General features: G+C 70.8%; 16 protein-coding genes and 1 pseudogene. 11 read left to right on the top strand and 6 right to left on the bottom strand.

Annotated features, from left to right (window positions below; genetic code table 11):
• Position 1: 1 nt before the first annotated feature.
• The gene (locus QFZ82_RS15410; RefSeq protein WP_307713730.1) at positions 2–1,276 is read right to left on the bottom strand and encodes an amino acid deaminase; all 1,275 of its coding nucleotides are present in this window, start codon (positions 1,274–1,276) and stop codon (positions 2–4) included.
• Positions 1,277–1,405: 129 nt separating this feature from the next.
• Here QFZ82_RS15410 and QFZ82_RS15405 point away from each other — a divergent pair, with 129 nt between their 5' ends.
• The 4 genes from QFZ82_RS15405 to QFZ82_RS15390 all read left to right on the top strand — a co-directional run bounded on the left by QFZ82_RS15405 (position 1,406) and on the right by QFZ82_RS15390 (position 5,485).
• A complete protein-coding gene (locus QFZ82_RS15405) occupies positions 1,406–2,752 on the top strand; it encodes a sugar kinase (protein WP_307713729.1) in 1,347 nt (448 codons plus the stop codon).
• Positions 2,749–3,513 carry an IclR family transcriptional regulator gene (locus tag QFZ82_RS15400; protein WP_307713728.1) on the top strand — a complete coding sequence of 255 codons (765 nt, stop codon included), beginning with the start codon at positions 2,749–2,751 and terminating at the stop codon, positions 3,511–3,513. Before QFZ82_RS15405 ends, QFZ82_RS15400 begins: the two co-directional genes overlap by 4 nt.
• Positions 3,510–3,914 carry a RidA family protein gene (locus QFZ82_RS15395; protein WP_307713727.1) on the top strand — a complete coding sequence of 135 codons (405 nt, stop codon included), beginning with the start codon at positions 3,510–3,512 and terminating at the stop codon, positions 3,912–3,914. The genes QFZ82_RS15400 and QFZ82_RS15395 overlap by 4 nt, the downstream gene beginning before the upstream one ends.
• A gap of 98 nt (positions 3,915–4,012) precedes the next feature.
• Positions 4,013–5,485, top strand: a complete 1,473-nt coding sequence (locus tag QFZ82_RS15390) for a GntP family permease (protein WP_307713726.1) — start codon at positions 4,013–4,015, stop codon at positions 5,483–5,485.
• Positions 5,486–5,789: 304 nt separating this feature from the next.
• Here the strand turns inward: QFZ82_RS15390 and QFZ82_RS15385 are convergent, their stop codons facing one another.
• Entirely contained in the window at positions 5,790–7,127 is a 1,338-nt protein-coding gene (locus tag QFZ82_RS15385; protein ID WP_307713725.1) for a M14 family metallopeptidase, read from the bottom strand.
• A 289-nt stretch (positions 7,128–7,416) separates the two neighbouring features.
• Here QFZ82_RS15385 and QFZ82_RS15380 point away from each other — a divergent pair, with 289 nt between their 5' ends.
• A complete protein-coding gene (locus tag QFZ82_RS15380; protein ID WP_307713724.1) occupies positions 7,417–8,709 on the top strand; it encodes an Nramp family divalent metal transporter in 1,293 nt (430 codons plus the stop codon).
• 108 nt (positions 8,710–8,817) lie between these two features.
• Here QFZ82_RS15380 and QFZ82_RS15375 read toward each other — a convergent pair.
• From QFZ82_RS15375 to QFZ82_RS15360, 4 genes and pseudogenes are all read right to left on the bottom strand, one after another.
• Positions 8,818–10,514, bottom strand: a pseudogene (locus tag QFZ82_RS15375) (chitinase).
• Positions 10,515–10,657: 143 nt separating this feature from the next.
• Positions 10,658–11,107 carry a hypothetical protein gene (locus tag QFZ82_RS15370; RefSeq protein WP_307713723.1) on the bottom strand — a complete coding sequence of 150 codons (450 nt, stop codon included), beginning with the start codon at positions 11,105–11,107 and terminating at the stop codon, positions 10,658–10,660.
• A gap of 26 nt (positions 11,108–11,133) precedes the next feature.
• Complete coding sequence (locus tag QFZ82_RS15365; RefSeq protein WP_307713722.1) at positions 11,134–11,757, bottom strand: hypothetical protein; 624 nt, start codon at positions 11,755–11,757, stop codon at positions 11,134–11,136.
• Positions 11,758–11,782: 25 nt separating this feature from the next.
• Positions 11,783–13,282, bottom strand: a complete 1,500-nt coding sequence (locus QFZ82_RS15360; protein WP_307713721.1) for a hypothetical protein — start codon at positions 13,280–13,282, stop codon at positions 11,783–11,785.
• A gap of 326 nt (positions 13,283–13,608) precedes the next feature.
• Between QFZ82_RS15360 and QFZ82_RS15355 the strand changes: the two genes are divergently transcribed.
• From QFZ82_RS15355 to QFZ82_RS15330, 6 genes are all read left to right on the top strand, one after another.
• Complete coding sequence (locus QFZ82_RS15355; protein ID WP_307713720.1) at positions 13,609–14,493, top strand: hypothetical protein; 885 nt, start codon at positions 13,609–13,611, stop codon at positions 14,491–14,493.
• Positions 14,494–14,603: 110 nt separating this feature from the next.
• Complete coding sequence (gene cpaB, locus QFZ82_RS15350; RefSeq protein ID WP_307713719.1) at positions 14,604–15,323, top strand: Flp pilus assembly protein CpaB; 720 nt, start codon at positions 14,604–14,606, stop codon at positions 15,321–15,323.
• Between the two features lie 7 nt (positions 15,324–15,330).
• A complete protein-coding gene (locus QFZ82_RS15345; protein WP_307713718.1) occupies positions 15,331–16,596 on the top strand; it encodes an AAA family ATPase in 1,266 nt (421 codons plus the stop codon).
• 108 nt (positions 16,597–16,704) lie between these two features.
• Positions 16,705–17,055, top strand: a complete 351-nt coding sequence (locus QFZ82_RS15340) for a TadE/TadG family type IV pilus assembly protein (protein WP_307713717.1) — start codon at positions 16,705–16,707, stop codon at positions 17,053–17,055.
• Positions 17,052–17,423 carry a TadE/TadG family type IV pilus assembly protein gene (locus tag QFZ82_RS15335; RefSeq protein ID WP_307713716.1) on the top strand — a complete coding sequence of 124 codons (372 nt, stop codon included), beginning with the start codon at positions 17,052–17,054 and terminating at the stop codon, positions 17,421–17,423. Before QFZ82_RS15340 ends, QFZ82_RS15335 begins: the two co-directional genes overlap by 4 nt.
• Positions 17,424–17,449: 26 nt before the next feature.
• Entirely contained in the window at positions 17,450–18,787 is a 1,338-nt protein-coding gene (locus tag QFZ82_RS15330; protein ID WP_307713715.1) for a CpaF family protein, read from the top strand.
• Positions 18,788–18,796 lie beyond the last annotated feature (9 nt).

Here is an 18,796-nt window from a genome sequence, read left to right as displayed (position 1 = left end):
CTCAGAAGAACGTGCGGATGTAGTCCGTGACCGTGCCGTCCGCCTCCACCAGCGGAATCAGCTGCCACTTGTCGAAGCTCGTGCACGGGTGCGACAGCCCCAGTCCCACCCAGTCCCCGACCTCCAGCCGCGCCCCCGGCTCGGTCCGCAGCCAGCCGTGCTGGTCGGACAGGGCCGTGACCGTCAGGCCGGTGGCCGGGCGGATCTCGCCGGTGCGGGCGTCGCGGACGACCTGCGCCTGCGGGAGGTCGAGGTCGTACGCCGCGTCCCGCTTGCCCGCGTTCACGAACGCCTGCTCCGGAGTGGGACGCGAGACGACCTGCGCCCACAGGCGGAACGCCGGCTGGAGCGCGCCCTCGTCCGGCACCCGGTTGAAGGGGGTCAGATGGCGGTAGTGGCCGTCGTCGTGCGAGACGTACGCGCCGGAGCGCAGCAACTTGAGGACCGGCGCGGACAGTTCGGGGATCTCGGCGAACACGTCCGCCACCGCGTCGAACCACGCGCTGCCGCCCGCGCTGACCACGATCTCGCCGGAGTCCGCGAACCGGCCCGCCTTGTCGAAGTCCACCGCCACTGCCACCAGCCGGCGCAGCCAGGCGCGCACGCTCTCGGCGTCGGCCTGAGGGACCTCGCCCTCGTATCCGGCGACGCCGACCAGCCGCAGGGTCCGGGTGGCGGCCACCGCGTCGGCCACCGCCGCGCAGTCCGCCTCCGTACGGGCGCCCGTGCGCGCGCCCTCGCCCGCGCCCAGCTCGACGACGACGTCCAGCGGGCGCGAGGTGCCGCGCAGCGCCTGGTCCATCAGCTCGACGCCGCGCACGGAGTCGACGTAGCAGACGAGGCGGAAGCCGGGGTCGGCGTCGAGCTCCTGTCCGATCCAGCGCAGGGCGGCCGCGTCGACCACCTCGTTGGCCAGGAAGATCCGCTCGATCCCGTACGCCCGGTAGACGCGGACCTGGTGCGGCACGGCGGCCGTGATGCCCCAGGCGCCGTACTTCAGCTGGCGGGCGAAGAGCTGCGGCGACATGGAGGTCTTGCCGTGCGGAGCGAAGGCGAGGCCGTGGCGCTCGGCGTACGTCTCCAGGAGTGCCAGGTTGTGCTCCACCGACTCGGCGGACAGCGCCAGGACGGGGGTGGTGAAGCCGCCGGTGAAGAGGTTGAGCCGGGCGGCCGCCAGTTCGCCGACGGTCCGGCCCTCGGCGTCGGGCGGGAGCGCCTTGAAGCGGTGGTCGACCGGTTCGTCGGCGAGTCGTGCGACGGCGTTGTCGGCAGCCATGGGGCCCTCCTCTGTGGCGTTGCACTCTCTGCAACGACCATTGCGTATTTCGCTTAGCGCTGTCTAACATCCGAGCCAACGCCGGGTCAATGGTGCCTGGCGACCGACCAGCAAGGAGCCCCCGCGATCATGACCGTGACCGTGCAGGCCCCCGTGGACGTCGTCTGCCTCGGCGAGTCCATGGTCACGTTCCTGCCGACCCGTGCGGGCCGCCTCGCCGATGTGCCGTCGTTCGTCCGCGGCATCGGCGGCGCAGAGTCCAACGTGGCCTGCGCCCTCGCGGCGGCGGGCCACCGGGCGCGCTGGGTCGGGCGCGTGGGCGCGGACGGTTTCGGCGACCACCTCGTGGAGGCGATCGCGGCGTACGGAGTGGACACCTCGACCGTCACGTGCGACGCCGAGCGCCCCACGGGCGTGTACTTCCGCACGGCGGGCGACCGGGCGACGGACGAGCACGAGGTCGTGTACTACCGGGCGGGCTCGGCGGCGTCGGCGATGTCGCCGGCGAACGTGCGGGGCGAGGACCTGTGGTCCGGGCGTCTGCTGCACCTCTCGGGCATCACCGCCGCCCTGTCCCCGGACTGCCTCGCGCTGATGCGGGAGCTGACCGCACGACGGGACGGCCGGCCGCCGGTCTCCTTCGACGTGAACCACCGGCCGGGCCTGTGGCGCGACCCGGCGTCGGGCGCGCGGGTGCTGCTGGAGCTCGCCCGGGGCGCGGACATCGTGTTCGTGGGCGAGGACGAGGCGGAGGAGGCGTGGGGCCTGCGGGGCGCCGACGCGATCCGCGAGGCGCTGCCGGAGCCGTCGGTGCTGGTGGTGAAGCGGGGCGCGGCGGGCGCGGTGGCGTTCGACCGCGGGGTTATCCCCGCCCCTCCTACGCCTGGCGGCGTCGGGGCGCCCCCACTCCCCGAACCGGGCTCCGCCCGGACCCGTACCGCGCTCCGCGCGGTGTCCTCGAGCTCCCCCGGCCGGCCTGACTCCGCTCCGCGAGATCCAGCCGCGCCTGGGGGCACCCCCGGACGAAGTCTGGGGGAGCTCGAGGCGCGAGGCCCGGGGAGGAGCCCTGACAACCACCGAGGGGCGTTCCGGGATCCGGGGCCTGCCCCGGTCCGGGATGGGGGTACCACCCACGCCGCCAGGCGTAGGGGGAGGGCGGGGCGGGAAACGGCTTCGCGCGACGACAGCGTCACGCACGTGCCCGCCCCGTCCGTACGCGTCGTCGCCGCCACCGGCGCCGGGGACGCCTTCGCCGCCGGCTTCCTCGGCGGCAGCCTCCGCGGGCTGCCCGTGAAGGACCGGCTCCGGCACGGGCACCTGTACGCAGCCGCCACCCTCACCGTCGCCGGTGACCTGGGCGCCCCTCCCGCCGCCGCGCACGCCGACCGGCTCGTCGCCCTCGACGACGACGCCTGGGGGAGACTGCACCTCGGCCCCGGGTGGACAGGGGCAGACCAGGAGGTACGTACACCATGAGCCAGACCGTCGACCGCGCGCTGAGCATCCTGCCGCTGCTCGCGCAGGGGCCCGCCGACCTCGGACAGGTCGCCGACCGGCTCGGCGTCCACAAGTCCACCGCGCTGCGCCTGCTGCGCACGCTGCACGAGCACGGCCTCGTCTACCGCCAGCAGGACCAGCGCTACCGCCTCGGCGCCAGGCTGATCGCCCTCGCGCAGGAGGCCGTCGAGAACCTCGACGTACGCGAGATCGCGCACCCCCACCTCGTCGACCTCAACGAGAAGATCGGGCACACCGTCCACCTCGCGGTGCACGAGGAGAGCGAAGTCCTCTACATCGACAAGGTCGAGAGCCGCTACCCGGTCCGGATGTACTCCCGGATCGGCAAGCCCGTCGCCATCACCGTCGCGGCCGTGGCCAAGCTGCTGCTGGCCGACCTCCCCGAGCCCGAGCGGCGCACCGTCGCCGAGAAGCTCGACTACCCCATGTACACGTCCCGTTCGACCCCGAACGCCGGCGCCTTCCTCAAGGAGCTGGCGAGCGTGCGCGAACAGGGCTGGGCCACCGACCTCGGCGGCCACGAGGAGTCGATCAACTGCATCGCGGCCCCCATCCGCGGTGCGGACGGCCGGGCCGTCGCCGCCATGTCGGTGTCCGCGCCGAACGTCGTCGTCACCGCCGACGAACTCCTCACCCTTCTCCCGCTCGTGCGGCGCACCGCCGACGCCATCACGCGGGAGTACTCAGGTCACACCCCTCAGAAGGAAGCACGCGCATGAGCGAGAAGACCGCGATCACCCCGAGCACCCACACCGCCCCGCCCGCGAAGTTCTCGCACGGCGTCAGGAAGGGCAACATCCTCCAGGTCGCCGGACAGGTCGGGTTCCTCCCCGCTGTCGAGGGCCAGGCGCCCACCCCGGCCGGGCCGACCCTGCGCGAGCAGACCCTCCAGACGCTCGCCAACGTCAAGGCGATCCTCGAGGAGGGCGGCGCGTCCTGGGACGACGTGATGATGATCCGCGTCTACCTCACCGACACGGCCCACTTCGCCGAGATGAACGAGATCTACAACGAGTACTTCAAGGACCTGACGGTGGCCCCCGCCGCCCGTACGACGGTCTACGTCGGCCTCCCCGCCGGCCTGCTCATCGAGATCGACGCCCTGGCAGTCCTGGACTGATCCTTCTGAACCCGCAGCAGTACGGCACGGCGCTCCTCCCCGATGCGCCGTGCCGCGGTCCCCCCTTGCCGAAAACCGCCTGGAACGGACACTCCCCCATGCTCATCGCCGCTGACGCACCCCCACCACCCACCCCGCACACCGGTGGTCTGCTCACCCTCATCGACGGCACCGCCGGTCTCCTCACCGTCGCCGCCCTCGGTATCGCCCTGCTTCTCCTGCTGATCATCAAGGTGCGGCTGCAGCCGTTCGTCGCGCTGCTCGCCGTGTCCATCGCGGTCGGACTCGCCGCGGGCCTGTCCGTCACCGAACTCTTCGGCACCGTCCAGCGGTCCGCCGCCGTCTCCGTCATCGAGACCGGCATGGGCGGCATCCTCGGCCACGTCACCATCATCATCGGCCTCGGCACGATGCTCGGCGCGATACTCGAGGTGTCGGGCGGCGCCGAGGTGCTGAGCTCGCGCCTGCTCGGCCTGTTCGGCGAGAAGCGCGCCCCGCTCGCCATGGGCCTCACCGGCCTGATCTTCGGTATCCCGGTCTTCTTCGACGTCGGCATCTTCGTCCTCGCGCCGATCGTCTACGCGGCCGCCAAGCGGTCCGGCAAGTCGATCATCCTCTACGCGATGCCGCTGCTCGCCGGTCTGTCGATGACCCACGCCTTCCTGCCGCCGCACCCCGGCCCGGTCGCCGCCGCCGGCCTGTTCAACGTCTCCCTCGGCTGGGTCATCGTCATGGGCGTCGTGGTCGGCATCCCCGCCGTGCTCGCCGCCTGGGGCTACGCCGCCTGGATCGGCAAGCGGCTGTTCGTCGAGGTCCCGCAGGACATGGTGGAGGCCGCGGAGGACGCCAGGGCCGCCGTCCACGCCGAGCAGGCCGCTGCCGGCCGGGTGCCCCAGGAGGCGCCGGTCTCGCTGGGGACCGTGCTCACGATCATCGGTACGCCGCTGATCCTCATCCTCGCCGCGACGTTCTCCTCCATCACGCTCGACCCCTCCACCCCGCGCTCGGTCATCGAGTTCTTCGGCAGCCCCTTCGTCGCCCTGACGATCGCGCTGGTCATGGCGTACTGGCTGCTGGGCATCCGGCGCGGCTGGACCCGCAAGTCCCTCGAGTCGGTGTCCACGCAGTCCCTCAAGCCGGTCGGCAACATCCTGCTCGTCGTCGGCGCGGGCGGCGTCTTCGGCGCCGTGCTCAAGGCCAGCGGTGTCGCGCAGGCGCTGTCGGACACCTTCAACGACGTGGGCCTGCCGGTCATCGTCCTCGCGTACCTGATATCGCTGGTGCTGCGCGTGGCGCAGGGATCGGCGACCGTCGCGATCGTCACCACCGCGGGCATCGTCGTGCCCCTGGTCGAGAACGGCGACCACTCGCAGCCGTTCCTGGCGCTGGTCATCATGGCGATCTCGGCGGGCTCGATCTTCGCCTCGCACGTCAACGACGGCGGGTTCTGGATCGTCTCCAAGTACTTCGGCATCTCGGAACGGGACACCCTGAAGTCCTGGACGGTCCTGGAGTCGGTGCTGTCGGTCGCGGGCTTCGCCGTCGCGGCGGCGCTCAGCCTCGTCATCTAGCGGGCGGGCTTCGACGGGGAGGGGCAGGGCGCGAGCTCTGCCCCTTCCGCGTCCTCCAGGGTCGACGGGTGGTCACACCCCCAGCACCGGACCGGCCGCCGGCCCCGGCACCCCCTGTGCGCGGTCTGGGAGTTCGGCTCCAACCCGGTGTTCGCGCCGCTGTACGAGGCCCGCACGGAGGAGGAGTTCCGACGGACGATGGCGCGCGTCGTACCGGAGTGGGACCCCGACCGGCCGTGGTCGAGGATCGCGTTCACCTGACGGCGCCCGGGACCGCCGGTCCCGGGCGCCGTCAGGCAGTGGATCAGCCGGTGCAGTACTGGGACTCCTTGCCGATCGACCGGTACATGCAGTCGGAGTTCTCCAGCAGCTGGAGCACGGCGTCCCGGTTGCGGGAGGTCTCACGCTCTATCACCTCGTCGGGCGGGTAGAAGCCGCCTCCCGACGAGGAGCGCGGGTACATCTCGAAGGTGTAGCCGAAGATCTTCTGGTTGCCCCACAGCCAGTCGTCGATCGAGCCGTCGGTGATGTAGAGGTCGCTCGACTGCTCGGCCGTGTAGCCGTTGCTCGCCGCCATCTTCCGGCCGACGGCGGCGAAGGCGTCGCGGTCGTCCTGCGTCATGCCGGCGGCCGTGTCGCTGTACGTGTACCCGTACGGCCACAGCACCAGCTCGCTGTAGGTGTGGAAGTCGATGGCCGTCCTGATCTGCTGCCTGCCGCCGACGGCCCGGGAGCGCACGAAGTCGGCGACGACCTTCACCTCGGGCGCCGACTCGGCGGACGTGCCCCGGTAGGTGTCGGAGCCGGGGGAGCCCGAGGAACCGCCGCAGCAGCCCCACTTGTAGTTCCAGTTGCGGTTCATGTCGGTGCCGACGTACGAGGATCCGGAGTTGGGCTGCCGGTTCTTGCGCCAGCTGCGGTAGGAGCCGGTGGCGATGTCGTACTCGCCGCCGTCCGGGTTGAGGTCGGGGACGATCCAGATCTCGCGGCTGTTCACGGCGTTCCTGATCCGTGCGTCGCTGCCGTAGTCCTCGCCGAACTCGCGCAGCAGGTAGAGCGCCATCTCCACGGTGAGGTGCTCGCGCGCGTGCTGGTGGTGGGTGAACAGGACCTCGGGCTCGTTCTCGTCGGTCGCCACGTTGTCGCTGATCTTGACGGCGACGATGTCGCGGCCCTGGTAGCTCTTGCCGATGACGCGCTTGCTCATGATGGCCGGGTACTGGGCGATGCGCTGGTCGATCTCGGCCGTCATCTCGGCGTAGTTGTGGTACTTGGCGTCGGCCGAGGGGAAGTCGAACGGCTCGACGCCGGCCGTCGCCGAGCGATCCGGCGGCCCGGGCAGGGCCGTGAGGGTGTGTCCGAGGGCGCGCAGCCGCTTCGCCTGGGCGGCGGTGGCGCTGACGACGATCGTGTGGTCGTCCACCTCGTCGACGGACACCCCGGTGGCGGCGACGGCCGTGCGGTCGGCGGCGCTGTCGGGGCCGTGGATGCGGTACTGCCGGGTGCGTTCCTCCTCACCGGCGGTGGCCGGCGCGGGCCGGTCGGCCGACGGCGAGGCGCTGGCGGTCAGGGGTGCTGCCAGGGCGAGGGCGACGACGGCCGCGAGTGCGGCGGACCGTTTGCCCAGGGGGCGGATTCGCATGCAACTGCTCCTGAGGTGTGGGGGGTTGCTCAGTGCGTGTGCGGGGTGCGGGGTACGGGGTGTGCGTGCGGATGTGTGTGCGCGGGGTACGGGTGTGCGCGTGTGCGGTCGCGGCGGCGGTGGCTCGCGCGCTCATGGTGCGACTCTGGCATGCTCCGGTCAATAGCGACTCCCGGCCATACGCCCGCCCGCCGGATGCCGGACACCTTCCGGACCTCTTGCGGGATCACCGGCATCCGGCTTGGGTAACCCAGTCACATCGGAGGGACGAGCGGGAAGGCGGCTGCGCATGACAGGCACCACCGAAGAGAGCACCGGCGAGGTCACCTCCCGGCCGCGCAAGGCGAGCTGGCGGTACATCGGACCGGGCATCGTCGTCGCGGCGACCGGTGTCGGGGCCGGCGACCTGGTCGCCACCCTCATCGCAGGCAGCAAGTTCGGCTACACACTCCTGTGGGCCGCGGTCATCGGCTGCCTCGTGAAGATCTCCCTGGCGGAGGCTGCCGGGCGCTGGCACCTCGCCACCGGACGGACCCTTTTCGACGGCTGGCGCAGCCTCGGGTCCTGGACCACGGTCTACTTCGTCATCTACGTCGTCGTCTGGGGCTTCGTCTACGGCGCCGCCGCGATGTCCTCCAGCGCACTCCCGCTCGACGCCCTGTTCCCCGGGACGATGGACCTCAAGTGGTGGGCCGTGCTGTGCGGTCTGGTCGGGCTGGTGTTCGTCTGGTTCAACCGGTACGCCGTGTTCGAGAAGGTCATGACCGTGCTGGTCGGCGTGATGTTCGTCATCACCGTCTACCTGGCCGTCCGGGTGACCCCCAACCTCGGCGACGCCTTCGCGGGCCTCGCGCCGGTCCTGCCGGACGGCTCGCTGATCTACACGCTCGGCCTGATCGGCGGCGTCGGCGGCACCATCACGCTCGCCGCGTACGGCTACTGGGTCAACGCCAAGGGCTGGACCGACACCGGCTGGATGAAGGTGATGCGCCTGGACAACCGGGTCGCCTACCTCACGACCGGCATCTTCGTCGTCGCCATGCTCTTCGTCGGAGCCGAGCTGCTGCACTCCTCGGGCGTCGCACTGGCCAAGGGCGACAAGGGCCTGCTCGACCTGGGCGACGTCCTCGCGGACCGCTACGGGACCGTCACGGCCAAGCTCTTCCTCGTCGGCTTCTTCGCCACGTCCTTCACCTCGCTGATCGGCGTCTGGCACGGCGTGAGCCTGATGTTCGCCGACTTCGTCTCCAACTACCGCAAGAGGGGAGAGGCGACGACGGGTACGGAGGTGGCGTCCGGCAGCCGGGAGAAGTCGCTGCCGTTCCGCGCGTACCTGCTGTGGCTCACCTTCCCGCCCATGGCGCTGCTCTTCCTGGACCAGCCGTTCGGCCTGGTGATCGTCTACGGCGTGATCGGCGCGTTCTTCATGCCGTTCCTCGCGCTCACGCTGGTCTGGCTGCTCAACTCCTCCCGGACGCCCGCCGAGTGGCGCAACGGCATCCTCAGCAACGTGATGCTGGCGGGAGCGGGCCTGCTGTTCGTCGTGCTGTGCGTGCAGCAGGTGCGGGACCTGCCCTGGTGAACCTCGCAGGGTGCGACGAGGGGGTGCCCGGCCACGATCCGCCGGGCACCCCCCAGGGGCCCGTGCCGCCGGGAGCGGCGGCACGGGCCCTCGTCGATCAGCGTGCCGTCACGGCAGGCTGTGGACGTGCGGGCCGACGGCGTTGGACCAGGCGTTGCCGGCCGTCGCGTCCCAGTTGGTGGACCAGGTCATGGCGCCGCGCAGGGCCGGGTAGGTCTTCGAGGGCTTGAAGGAACCGCAGTTGGCGCCGCGGGTCAGGCAGTCCAGTGCGTTCTTCACGACGGACGGGTCGACGTAGCCGCTGCCCGCGCCGCGCGTCGAGGCGGGGACGCCCAGGCCGACCTGGGAGGCGTCCAGGCCGCCCTCCAGCTGGATGCAGGCGAGCGCCGTGAGGAAGTCCAGGAGCCCTGCGAGTACACCTTGCCGTCGCAGCCGAGCATCGAACCGCTGTTGTAGTACTGCATGTTGACCACCGTGAGAATGTCCTTCACGGCGAGCGCGGTCTTGAAGTACTCGGTGCCGGTGTTCTGCATGTCGATGGTCTGCGGGGCCATCGTCAGGACCAGGGACGAACCCGCCTTCTGGGAGAGCTGGCGCAGCGCCTTGGTCAGGTACGTGGCGTTGATGCCGTGCTCCAGGTCGATGTCGACGCCGCTGAAGCCGTACTCCTGCATCAGGGCGTACGCGCTGTCGGCGAAGGCCGTCGCCGAGGCGTCGCTGTTGATGGTGACGTTGCCCTTCTCGCCGCCGACCGAGATGATCACCGACTTGCCCGCCGCCTTCTTGGCGGCGATGTCCGCCTTGAAGTCGGCGACGGAGGAGTAGCCGACGGCCGGGTCGAGGTTGAAGGTGATCTGGCCCGGGGTGGCCGTGGAGTCCGCGAACGACACGGCGATGATGTCGTACTGCGCCTGCACGTCGCGCAGCTTCTGCACCGTCGCGCCGTTGTCGAAGTTCTGCCAGTAGCCGGTCAGCGCGTGCCGGGGCACGGCCGGGTTGCCCGGGTTGCCGCCGGGAGCGGTGGTCCCGGTGACCGCGGCCGACTTCGCGGACTCGCCCGCCGCGTTGGTCGCCGTCACCTGGAAGCGGTACGCGGTGCTCGCGGCCAGTCCGGTCACCGTGGCCGACGTGCCGCTCACGGACTGGACCCTGGCGCCGTCGCGGTACACGTTGTAGCCGGTCGCGCCGGTCACCGCCCGCCAGTTCAGTGCCACGGAGGAGGAGGTGACGGTCCCGACGGTCGGAGCGGCCGGGGCCGCGGGGACGACCGGGTCGGGGTCGGAGCCGCCTCCGCCGTCGGGTCCGAAGACGCTCACGTCGTCGGCGTAGTAGGCGGCCTGGCCGTACCAGCCGTGGGTGTAGACGGTCACCGAGGTGGTGTTCGCACCCGTGGTGAAGGAGGTCGACAGCCTGGTCCAGCTGCCGGTCCCGGGCGTCCAGGCGGACACGTCGTTCGTGCCGGTGCCGCTCGCGCCGAGGTAGGCGTAGCCGCCCTGCACCCAGGCGCTCAGCGTGTACGTCGAGTTGGGCCTCACGGTCACGGTCTGGGTGCACTTGGCGTTGTCCTGGCCGGCGGGGGTGGCCTTGAGGGCCGATGCGCCGCCGTGCACGGGGGAGGACACGGAGGCCCCGCTGCCCGCGGAACAGGTCCAGTTGGCGAGCCCCGACTCGAAGCCCGCGTTCCTGGCGACGTTGACGTCGGCCGCCTCTGCGGTGCCTGCCGTGCCCATGAGACCGAGTCCGGTGCCGACGGCCAGCGCCAGGCCGGCGCCGAGCCATCTGCGTGCGCGTGTGGTGCGGTCCACTTGCAGCCTCCGGTGGGGGAGTTGGGGGGTGTGGAGGATCCGGAGCCGAGACCCGGAACGGTGGCCACCGTGGAGGTACAAGTTGGTCCAGACCAATCTGGTTGTCAAGACCTCTGGAGGAAGGCGGGCCCCGGCCGCCCGTCTCAGTCCCCTTCCTGGAGCCGGTCGGCGGACCACCCCGCCACGCAGCCGAGCGCCAGCACGGCATGGGACATCAGCAGGCCCTCGGCGGCCAGGTTCTGCCACTGGACCACGATGTCGAGCACCTGGGCCGCCACGGGTACGGCGAGAGCCGCCGTCAGATGGCGGACGGTCACGTACCGGAAGGGCGGCCGGTGCAGCCGTGCGGCGGCCCAGACGGACAGCGCGACGCACAGCGCGTTCGGCAGGTGGATCAGCAGCAGCCGCCCGCCGAAGGAACCGAGCCCGGCCGGGGCGGCGCCGAAGGTGTCGTAGACCAGGGTGACCTGGAGGTACTCGGTGAACAGCAGCACCACGATGCCCGCCGCCCAGGACTTCGTCAGCGCGAGAAATCCCGCTCCCGGCCCCTCGTCCCGCCGGGCGGGCACCGCCGGGTGGCCGTAGCGCGTCATGATGCAGCCTCCAGGGCGTCGAGGGCCTACTTGACCGCGATGCTGTCGATGATCTTCTTCAGCTCGTCGGGGGACAGGCGCCCCTCGGCCGCGTCGATCCGTACCGCGTACGTCGACTCCCGGGAGTCGAGGCCGGCGACGATCACGCCCGCGACCCGGGTGCCCTTGGCGGGCGTGCCCTGTTCACCGGTCGAGGTGAACGTGAAGTCGATCCGCTTCGCGTCCCGCGCCTTCTCGGGCCCCGCGACCCGCAGGTCCTCCTGGCCCTCGAGGGTGGCGCCGAGGGCGATACCGGCCTCGGCGCCGATCGCGGCCTCCTCCACCGAATCGGCGTTGGTGTAGTCGAGCTGGACGGAGATCATGGCGACCGTCCGGCCGCCCTCCTCCAGGGTGGCGGCGGCCGCGTTGAACTTGCTGCGCTCGCCCGCACCCTGCTCCCTGAACGCCGGCGGGTGGGCCACGGTGACGGAGTCCGTCGCCAGCCGGGGCCAGCCCTCGGGGACCTCGGCCCCGGCCGGACCGTTCCCGCACGCGGCGGTGAACGAGACGGCCGCCACGAGGACGACTGCCGCGAGCGCCCGCCGGGCCGTACGTCTGTGCCCGGTCGCCCTTCGCCCGCTCCAGGTGCTGACGCAGGTGCCGCTGCTCATGGTGTGTGCGCTCCCCTCGGCCAGGTCAGTTCGCACAGTAGCTGTACGGGACGTAGTCACGGCTGTTTCCGTTCGGCGCTCCGAGGAAGTGGGCGTCGTCGAGGGTCTCCTCCTTCTTCTCGGTCGACACCGAGAAGCCGAGGCTCAGCCCCAGGTTGAGCTCGAACCCGTACTCCGCCGCCTCGGTCTGCCCCGTGTACGTCGTCCGGCTCGACAGCCCCTCGTCGAAGAGCAACTGGCCGAACGGGTCATCGTTCCCGGGCCGGGTCGTCGGCGCGTGGTCGGAGAACATGTAGCCGAACGGCGCCCCCCGGTCCCCGTTGCCGTCCAGCCACGCCTGCGCGATCCTGCGCTGCTCGGCGCCCTCGGCGCCGGGCTCGACGACGATCGAGTTGGTGACGACCTCGATGCCCGTGGTCTGGTCGGAGCCCTTGACGCCGCCGCTGCCGCCGCGCTTGTCGTCCCCGGACCTGCCGTTGTCGCCGCCCACCTTGGCGCCGTCCTTGGTGGCGCCCTTCTCGACGGTACGGGTCATGTCGATGCGCAGGAGCTCGCCGGTCCTCTTGTCGTGGGTGACGGTGATGGTGCCGGTCTGCGTGGTGGACGCGGAGGACTCCCCGCTGATCGGCCCGGCCTCGTACCCGACCTTGCCGCCGTACTCGACGGCGGCGGAGTACGTGTAGGACTTGGTGCCCTTGTGGTCGTTGTCGGTCCAGGTGGCCTCGGGCGAGAACTTGAAGTTCCCGCCGAGCGTGGCGCCGAGCTTCTTCTCGTCGCCCGCGCTCAGCTTGAGTCCGCCGGCGGCACTGGCCTCCAGGCCGACCTTGCCGTAGCTGATGTGCCGGTCGCCCAGCTTCTCCTCGATGCGGTCGCGCAGCTTCTCCTCCTCGGCCATGGGGCCCTTGCCGAAGAGGTAGAGGATGCTGTTGCCGAGGCCGCCGCCGTGCGCGTTCGCGTGCCGGTTGGTGAGCTCGTACGTCTTCAGCAGCTCGATGTCGTCCCGGAAGGCCTTGGCGTCGGCCTCGCTGTCGAAGACCCAGGTGTCGCCGTTGGTGACCTTGACACCGGCCCCGAGCTCGACCTTGTCGGAGCCGAACTTGCCCACCTTGGCGCCGGGTTTCCAGTCCTTCTTGGCGGCGACGGACGCGGCGTCGGTGAAGGTCATCGTGACCTGCTGGTCGTCGTCGTCGACCTTGCCGTCGCCGTTGACGTCGTTCCTGGCGCGGAATACCTGTTGCTGGAAGCCGTATTCCTCGCCCCACTCGATGAAAAGGATCTTGGATTTGGCTCCGGCTCTGTCGCTGATGGAGGAGATCTGGCAGAGCGGGGGTTCGTAGTCGGCGTCGGTTTTCGGCGCGGCCCGGGACGTGCCTCCCGGGGCGCACCGACCACCGTCGATCGCGCAAATGATCTTTTCGGTGATCGCGCTGCCCAAGCCGGATCCGGTCACGGCACCGATGACGGTGGCGACGACCACGACCACGCCGAGATACTCGGTCGCCGTGGCCCCCTGGTCCCGTCTCATCCGACGTCCCCCTCCCCGGCCGCGCACACCTTTCGCACGCGGAATCGGAATCGGAGCGTACGCACGGCGACGACTGCCCGGCGTGGGCCTGCGGACCCAATCGAGGGCCCAAAGGCAGTCGTGACCACGGCAACTTGACTGGTGTGACGGGAGTCGGCAATCGACGACTTCGTCCCCCTTCAGCCGTGTGCGAGTCGTACGGGTTGCCCGCGGGGTACCTGAAAGGTGTTCTCTGCCTCACAGGACGTGGTTAGAGTGCTGATGCAGCAGCACGAGCAGTGAGGAAGCGGTCGCCGTACGTTCGGCGACCGGATTCGAACGGGGAAATGAGCGTGCAGACCGCGATCGCTGTCACCAGCGCTGACCTGGTGTTACCGCCCACCGACCAACACACGCCCACGGCAGCGCTGTTGCCGCCTCCCCACGCGCAGCCCCTCGACGCCGCCCTCGTCGACATGCAGGTGCTGCTGGACCAGCACGGCTATGTGGTGGCGCTGTATCCCGCCTCGATCCCCGTCGCCCACGAACGCAGACTGCACACCGTGCGCTCCGTCCTGGAGAGCGACCGCATCGCCCTGATGAAGCTGGCGCTGCCGCCGCTCGGTGTGGCCGTGCTCGTCCGCCAGCTGCGCCAGCTGTCGATCTGCGACTTCGGCGCGGGCATCGTCGCCTCCGCCGCCCGGCTCCTCGCGCACTACGTCTACGCCGGGGCCCTGCTGAACTCCGTCGCCAGGCTCGACCGGGTGCCGGTGAGCCTCACGTCGCACGCCAAGTCCTGGGTGCCGGGCTCCCAGTTCGCGGTCCTGGCCAACCCGCGGCCGCACCTGATCAGGATCGGCAGCGGAGAGCTCGCCGGACCGGAGTTCGGCAACCGGCTGATCGTCGCGAAGGGGCAGTTGCAGAGCGAGTGGGTCACCGCGACCCTCGCCCCCGCATGGCGCTGCCAGGCCCTGCACGAGACCGCACTGCCGGGTGATTCGCCCCGCTGGTGGGGCACCTCGAAAATGATCGAATTCGCCGCCCACCTCCCCGACATCACGCTCGTCTACCAGCTCGTCTCGTCGGTCAAACGGGAGAAGTGCTCCTGGTGCGGCATCGAAATCATCGGCGACCGCTGTGAATTCTGTTCGGCGCCGCTCGCGCCGGCGGAGAACCGGACATCGAGCCCCGGTGTCCTGAACCACGGAACACCTATGCGTCCCGGATCGTAGTCGCACCAGGGCGGTCGTCCGGACCGGTGGCGGGAGAAAACCCGGCACGGGCACCGGCCGTCCCCGCACCGTCCGCCAACCGTCCGTCTCCCCACGAGGTCGTCCCGCCCATGAATTCACGGCAGCGCCGCGGTGTCATTCTTCTGCTCCTGTCCGTCCTGTGCGCCTTCGGCGCGTTCGTCGGCGTGCTTTCCGTGATCAGCGATGTGAATTCCAAGGTCGGACCGGAGGTGACGGCCTACCGGATAAAATCGGACGTCGCTCCGTACACGGAACTCCAGCCGAGCCAGTTCGAAAAGATCACGATGCCGAAGCGCTGGCTCTCGTCGAGTGCGGTCACCGACCTGTCCGTGGTGGAGGGGAAGATCGCCGTCACCCAGCTGCACAAAGGGTCGCTGCTCCAGGCCGACATGATCGTCAAGCGCCCCGCGCTGGAGAACGGCGAGCAGGAGATCGCCATCATGATCGACGCCGCCACCGGTGTCGCGGGCAAGATCACCCCCGGCGATCTGGTCAACATCTTCGCCACCTTCGACGACGAGGGCCGGGACAAGGGCCAGGTCGCCGAGTCCCGGATCATCGTCCCCAACGCCAAGGTCATCGACGTCGGCAGGCTCACCGCCCTGGAGCCCAAGGGCGACGACCGCGACGCCGCCGCGACCCAGGCCGTGCCCATCACGTTCGCCCTGAACACCCAGGACGCCCAGCGCGTGGCGTTCGCCGAGTCGTTCGCCGTCCACGTACGCCTGGCCCTGATCGCCAAGGGCAGTCCGACCACGCTTCGTCCAGGTGAAGGCACCTACACCCTCGACGAGGACAGGAACAAGTGAGGGCCGGATGACGACACGCATCCTCCCGGCCGTCGGCGACGCCGACGCCGCCCGATCCATCGCCACCCTGCTCAGCCAGCTGCCCGAGGCCGAACCGGCCGCGCCGGTGGCCGATTCGACCTCGCTGCTCGACACGCTCGCGCGCCTGGCGGGCGAGTCGCTGGACGAGCTGCCCGAGGTCGTGCTGGTGCACGAGCGGATCGGGCCGGTGCCGGCATTGGAGCTGATCCGGGAGGTGGCGCTGCGCTTCCCCGCGGTCGGCGTCGTCCTGGTCACCGCCGACGCGAGTCCCGGCCTGTACTCGTCGGCCATGGACTCCGGCGCGCGCGGGCTGGTCGCGCTTCCGCTCTCGTACGAGGAACTGACCCAGCGCGTCCAGGCCGCGGCCTCCTGGTCGCTCGGCGTGCGCCGCCATCTCGGCCACAGCGGCGACGTGTTCACCGGCCCCGGCGGCATCGTGGTGACCGTGTCCGGGGCGAAGGGAGGCGTCGGCACCACGCTCGCCTCGGTCCAGCTCGCGCTGGCCGCCCGCGCCTCGGGCATGACGACGGCGCTGGCGGACATGGACCTGCAGGCCGGTGATGTGGCCTCCTACCTGGACGTGCAGTTCCGGAGGTCGATCGTCGACCTCGCCGGCATCCAGGACATATCGCCCCGCGTGCTCCAGGACGTCGTCTTCACCCACGACACCGGCATCGGACTGCTGCTCGCCCCCGCCGACGGAGAACGCGGCGAGGAGGTCAACGACCGGGCGGTGCGCCAGATCGTCAGCGCCCTGCGCAACCGCTACGAGGTCGTGGTCATCGACTGCGGCACCCAGATGAACAGCGCCAACGCGGCGGCCGTCGAGATGGCCGACACGACCGTGCTGGTGACGACCCCGGACGTGGTGGCGGTCCGGGCCGCCAAGCGCATGGTCCGGCTCTGGGACCGGCTGCAGATCCGCAAGGCCGAGGAGACGATCACGCTCGTCAACCGGTTCACACGCAACGCCGAGATCCAGCCCGCCCTGATCGAACGGATCACCGGCACACGCGCCGCGCGATCCGTCGTCCCCGCGAACTTCAAGGAACTGCAGGGCGCCGTCGACGCCGGCCGCATGCAGGACCTGGAGGCCAAGTCCACGGTGAAACAGGCCCTGTGGGGCCTCGCGGGCGAGCTGGGCATCGTGAAGGCGCCCGAAGGGAAGGACAGAGCCGGCAGGTTCCGGGGCGACCGGGGCTCCATCGGAGTACGCCGCCGGCGAGGCGGCGGTCTCAAGGGGGAGAGTTGAGCGATGCGCGTGCAGAGCGCACCACCGAGCACGGGACGGGCCGGTACCACGCCAGGCCGTGACCCGCGGCGGCCACGGGCCCGCGGACGCGGCGGCGACCGAGGGCAGGTGGCGGTCGAGTTCGTGGGCATGCTGCCGCTCATCGCGGCCGTCTGCGTCCTGCTGTGGCAGTCGGCCCTGCTGGGCTACACGTACATCCGCGCGGGCAACGCGGCCGACGAGGGCGCTCGGCAGGGAGCGGCCGACGCCTACGGGCAGTCGTCGGATCAGCGGTGCCGGTCGGCGGTCAGGGAGGACCTGGGCAGCTGGAACGGGGACATCGCCTGCGGCCCGGCGTCCGGAGGGATGTACGCGGCCGATGTGACGCTCAAGGTCCCCGTCCTCTTCCCCGGCTTCGTCGACTTCCCCTTCGAGGTCGAGGGCCACGCCAGTGCGGTGGACGAGGGGGCGGTGCCGTGACGGGGGCGAAGAGAAGCGACCGCGGGCAGGTGGCCCTGGAGTTCGCGGGATTCCTGCCGCTGCTGCTGATCCTCGCGCTCGCAGCCGTCCAACTCGGCGTCGCCGCCTACGCCACCTCCCAGGCGGGCACGGCCGCACGGGCCGCCGCACGCGCCGAGAGCGACGACAACTGGCGGACGGACGGCGGCCGTGCGGGCCGCAGCGCCGTCAGCGACTGGCTGTCCGACGGTCCGGGGGACTTCGACTACAGCGCACGGCCGGGAGGCGGCGAGGTGACCGCCACCGTCCGGGTCAGGATCCCCTCCGTCGTGCCCGGAATCGACGACTGGGGCCACGCCGAGCGCAGTTCCACCATGCCCAAGGACTGAGACCGCCGTACGCCAAGGAGTCGCACATGAGCCTGCGGGCACGCATCACGGCCCCCGAGGACCGAGGGGGCGGGCGGGACGACGGCCATCTGGTGGCCACGTACCGGGCCAAGCTGCTCGAGGAGATCGACCTCGCGGAGATGTCGGCGCTGGCCGCGGCCGAGCGCCGGGCGAGGCTGGAGCGCGTGCTCGGGCACATCATCAGCCGTGAGGGGCCGGTCCTCTCCGCGTCCGAGCGCTCCCAGCTCATCCGCCGGGTCGTGGACGAGGCGCTCGGCCTCGGCGTACTGGAACCGCTCCTGGAGGACGCGTCCATCACCGAGATCATGGTGAACGGGCCGGACCAGATCTTCGTCGAGCGCGGCGGCCGCGTCGAGATGCTGCCGCTGCGCTTCGCCTCCAACGAGCAGCTCATGCAGACGATCGAGCGCATCGTGTCGACGGTCAACCGCAGGGTCGACGAGTCCAACCCGATGGTGGACGCCCGCCTGCCCTCCGGCGAGCGTGTCAACGTCATCATCCCGCCGCTGTCCCTGTCCGGCCCCACGCTCACCATCCGGCGCTTCCCGCGCGCCTTCACGCTCTCGGAGATGATCGGCTTCGGCTCGCTCGACGAGCACATGCTCCACCTGCTCTCCGCCCTCGTCCAGGCCAGACTGAACATCATCGTCTCGGGGGCGACCGGCACCGGCAAGACGACCCTGCTCAACGCGCTGTCCGGACTCATCCCGGAGGGCGAGCGGGTCATCACGATCGAGGACTCCGCGGAACTCCAGCTCCAGCAGCAGCACGTGATCCGCCTGGAGTCCCGCCCGGCGAACGTCGAGGGCAAGGGCCGGATCACCATCCGCGACCTGGTGCGCAACTCCCTGCGCATGCGTCCCGACCGCATCGTCGTCGGTGAGGTCCGCGGCGGCGAGACCCTCGACATGCTCCAGGCGATGTCGACCGGTCACGACGGATCGCTCGCCACCGTCCACGCCAACAGCGGTGAGGACGCGCTGATGCGCCTCCAGACGCTGGCCTCCATGTCCGAGGTGAAGATCCCCTTCGAGGCGCTGCGCGACCAGATCAACAGCGCCGTCGACTGCATCGTGCAGCTCACCCGCCACGCCGACGGCGCGCGCAAGATCAGCGAGATCGCGGTCCTCCACTCCCGGGGCCAGGAGCCGTACCGGCTGGCCACCGTCGCCCGCTTCGCCGCGCGGCCGATGGGCGCGGACGGACGCGTCCACGGAACGTACGAGCACTTCCCCCTGCCACGGCGCCTCGCCGACCGGCTCTTCATGGCGAGCCAGCCCGTCCCGCAGGCCTTCGGCGTCGCCGCGTACGAGGACCAGCTCGCCGTCCGAGAGGCCAAGTAGGGAGCGCGC

Origin of the sequence: Streptomyces sp. V4I23, assembly GCF_030817975.1 — a bacterium.
In the GTDB taxonomy this organism is placed as follows: Bacteria; Actinomycetota; Actinomycetes; order Streptomycetales; family Streptomycetaceae; genus Streptomyces.
Note: the sequence above shows the minus strand (reverse complement) of the source record. Positions and strands in the feature narration are given on the sequence as shown.

Bases quoted from the DNA above. Each gene is read 5' to 3' on its own strand.
- QFZ82_RS15410 (WP_307713730.1), bottom strand. From the start codon at position 1,276: ATGGCTGCCGACAACGCCGTCGCACGACTCGCCGACGAACCGGTCGAC.
- QFZ82_RS15405 (WP_307713729.1), top strand. From the start codon at position 1,406: ATGACCGTGACCGTGCAGGCCCCCGTGGACGTCGTCTGCCTCGGCGAG.
- QFZ82_RS15400 (WP_307713728.1), top strand. From the start codon at position 2,749: ATGAGCCAGACCGTCGACCGCGCGCTGAGCATCCTGCCGCTGCTCGCG.
- QFZ82_RS15395 (WP_307713727.1), top strand. From the start codon at position 3,510: ATGAGCGAGAAGACCGCGATCACCCCGAGCACCCACACCGCCCCGCCC.
- QFZ82_RS15390 (WP_307713726.1), top strand. From the start codon at position 4,013: ATGCTCATCGCCGCTGACGCACCCCCACCACCCACCCCGCACACCGGT.
- QFZ82_RS15385 (WP_307713725.1), bottom strand. From the start codon at position 7,127: ATGCGAATCCGCCCCCTGGGCAAACGGTCCGCCGCACTCGCGGCCGTC.
- QFZ82_RS15380 (WP_307713724.1), top strand. From the start codon at position 7,417: ATGACAGGCACCACCGAAGAGAGCACCGGCGAGGTCACCTCCCGGCCG.
- QFZ82_RS15370 (WP_307713723.1), bottom strand. From the start codon at position 11,107: ATGACGCGCTACGGCCACCCGGCGGTGCCCGCCCGGCGGGACGAGGGG.
- QFZ82_RS15365 (WP_307713722.1), bottom strand. From the start codon at position 11,757: ATGAGCAGCGGCACCTGCGTCAGCACCTGGAGCGGGCGAAGGGCGACC.
- QFZ82_RS15360 (WP_307713721.1), bottom strand. From the start codon at position 13,282: ATGAGACGGGACCAGGGGGCCACGGCGACCGAGTATCTCGGCGTGGTC.
- QFZ82_RS15355 (WP_307713720.1), top strand. From the start codon at position 13,609: ATGAGCGTGCAGACCGCGATCGCTGTCACCAGCGCTGACCTGGTGTTA.
- cpaB (WP_307713719.1), top strand. From the start codon at position 14,604: ATGAATTCACGGCAGCGCCGCGGTGTCATTCTTCTGCTCCTGTCCGTC.
- QFZ82_RS15345 (WP_307713718.1), top strand. From the start codon at position 15,331: ATGACGACACGCATCCTCCCGGCCGTCGGCGACGCCGACGCCGCCCGA.
- QFZ82_RS15330 (WP_307713715.1), top strand. From the start codon at position 17,450: ATGAGCCTGCGGGCACGCATCACGGCCCCCGAGGACCGAGGGGGCGGG.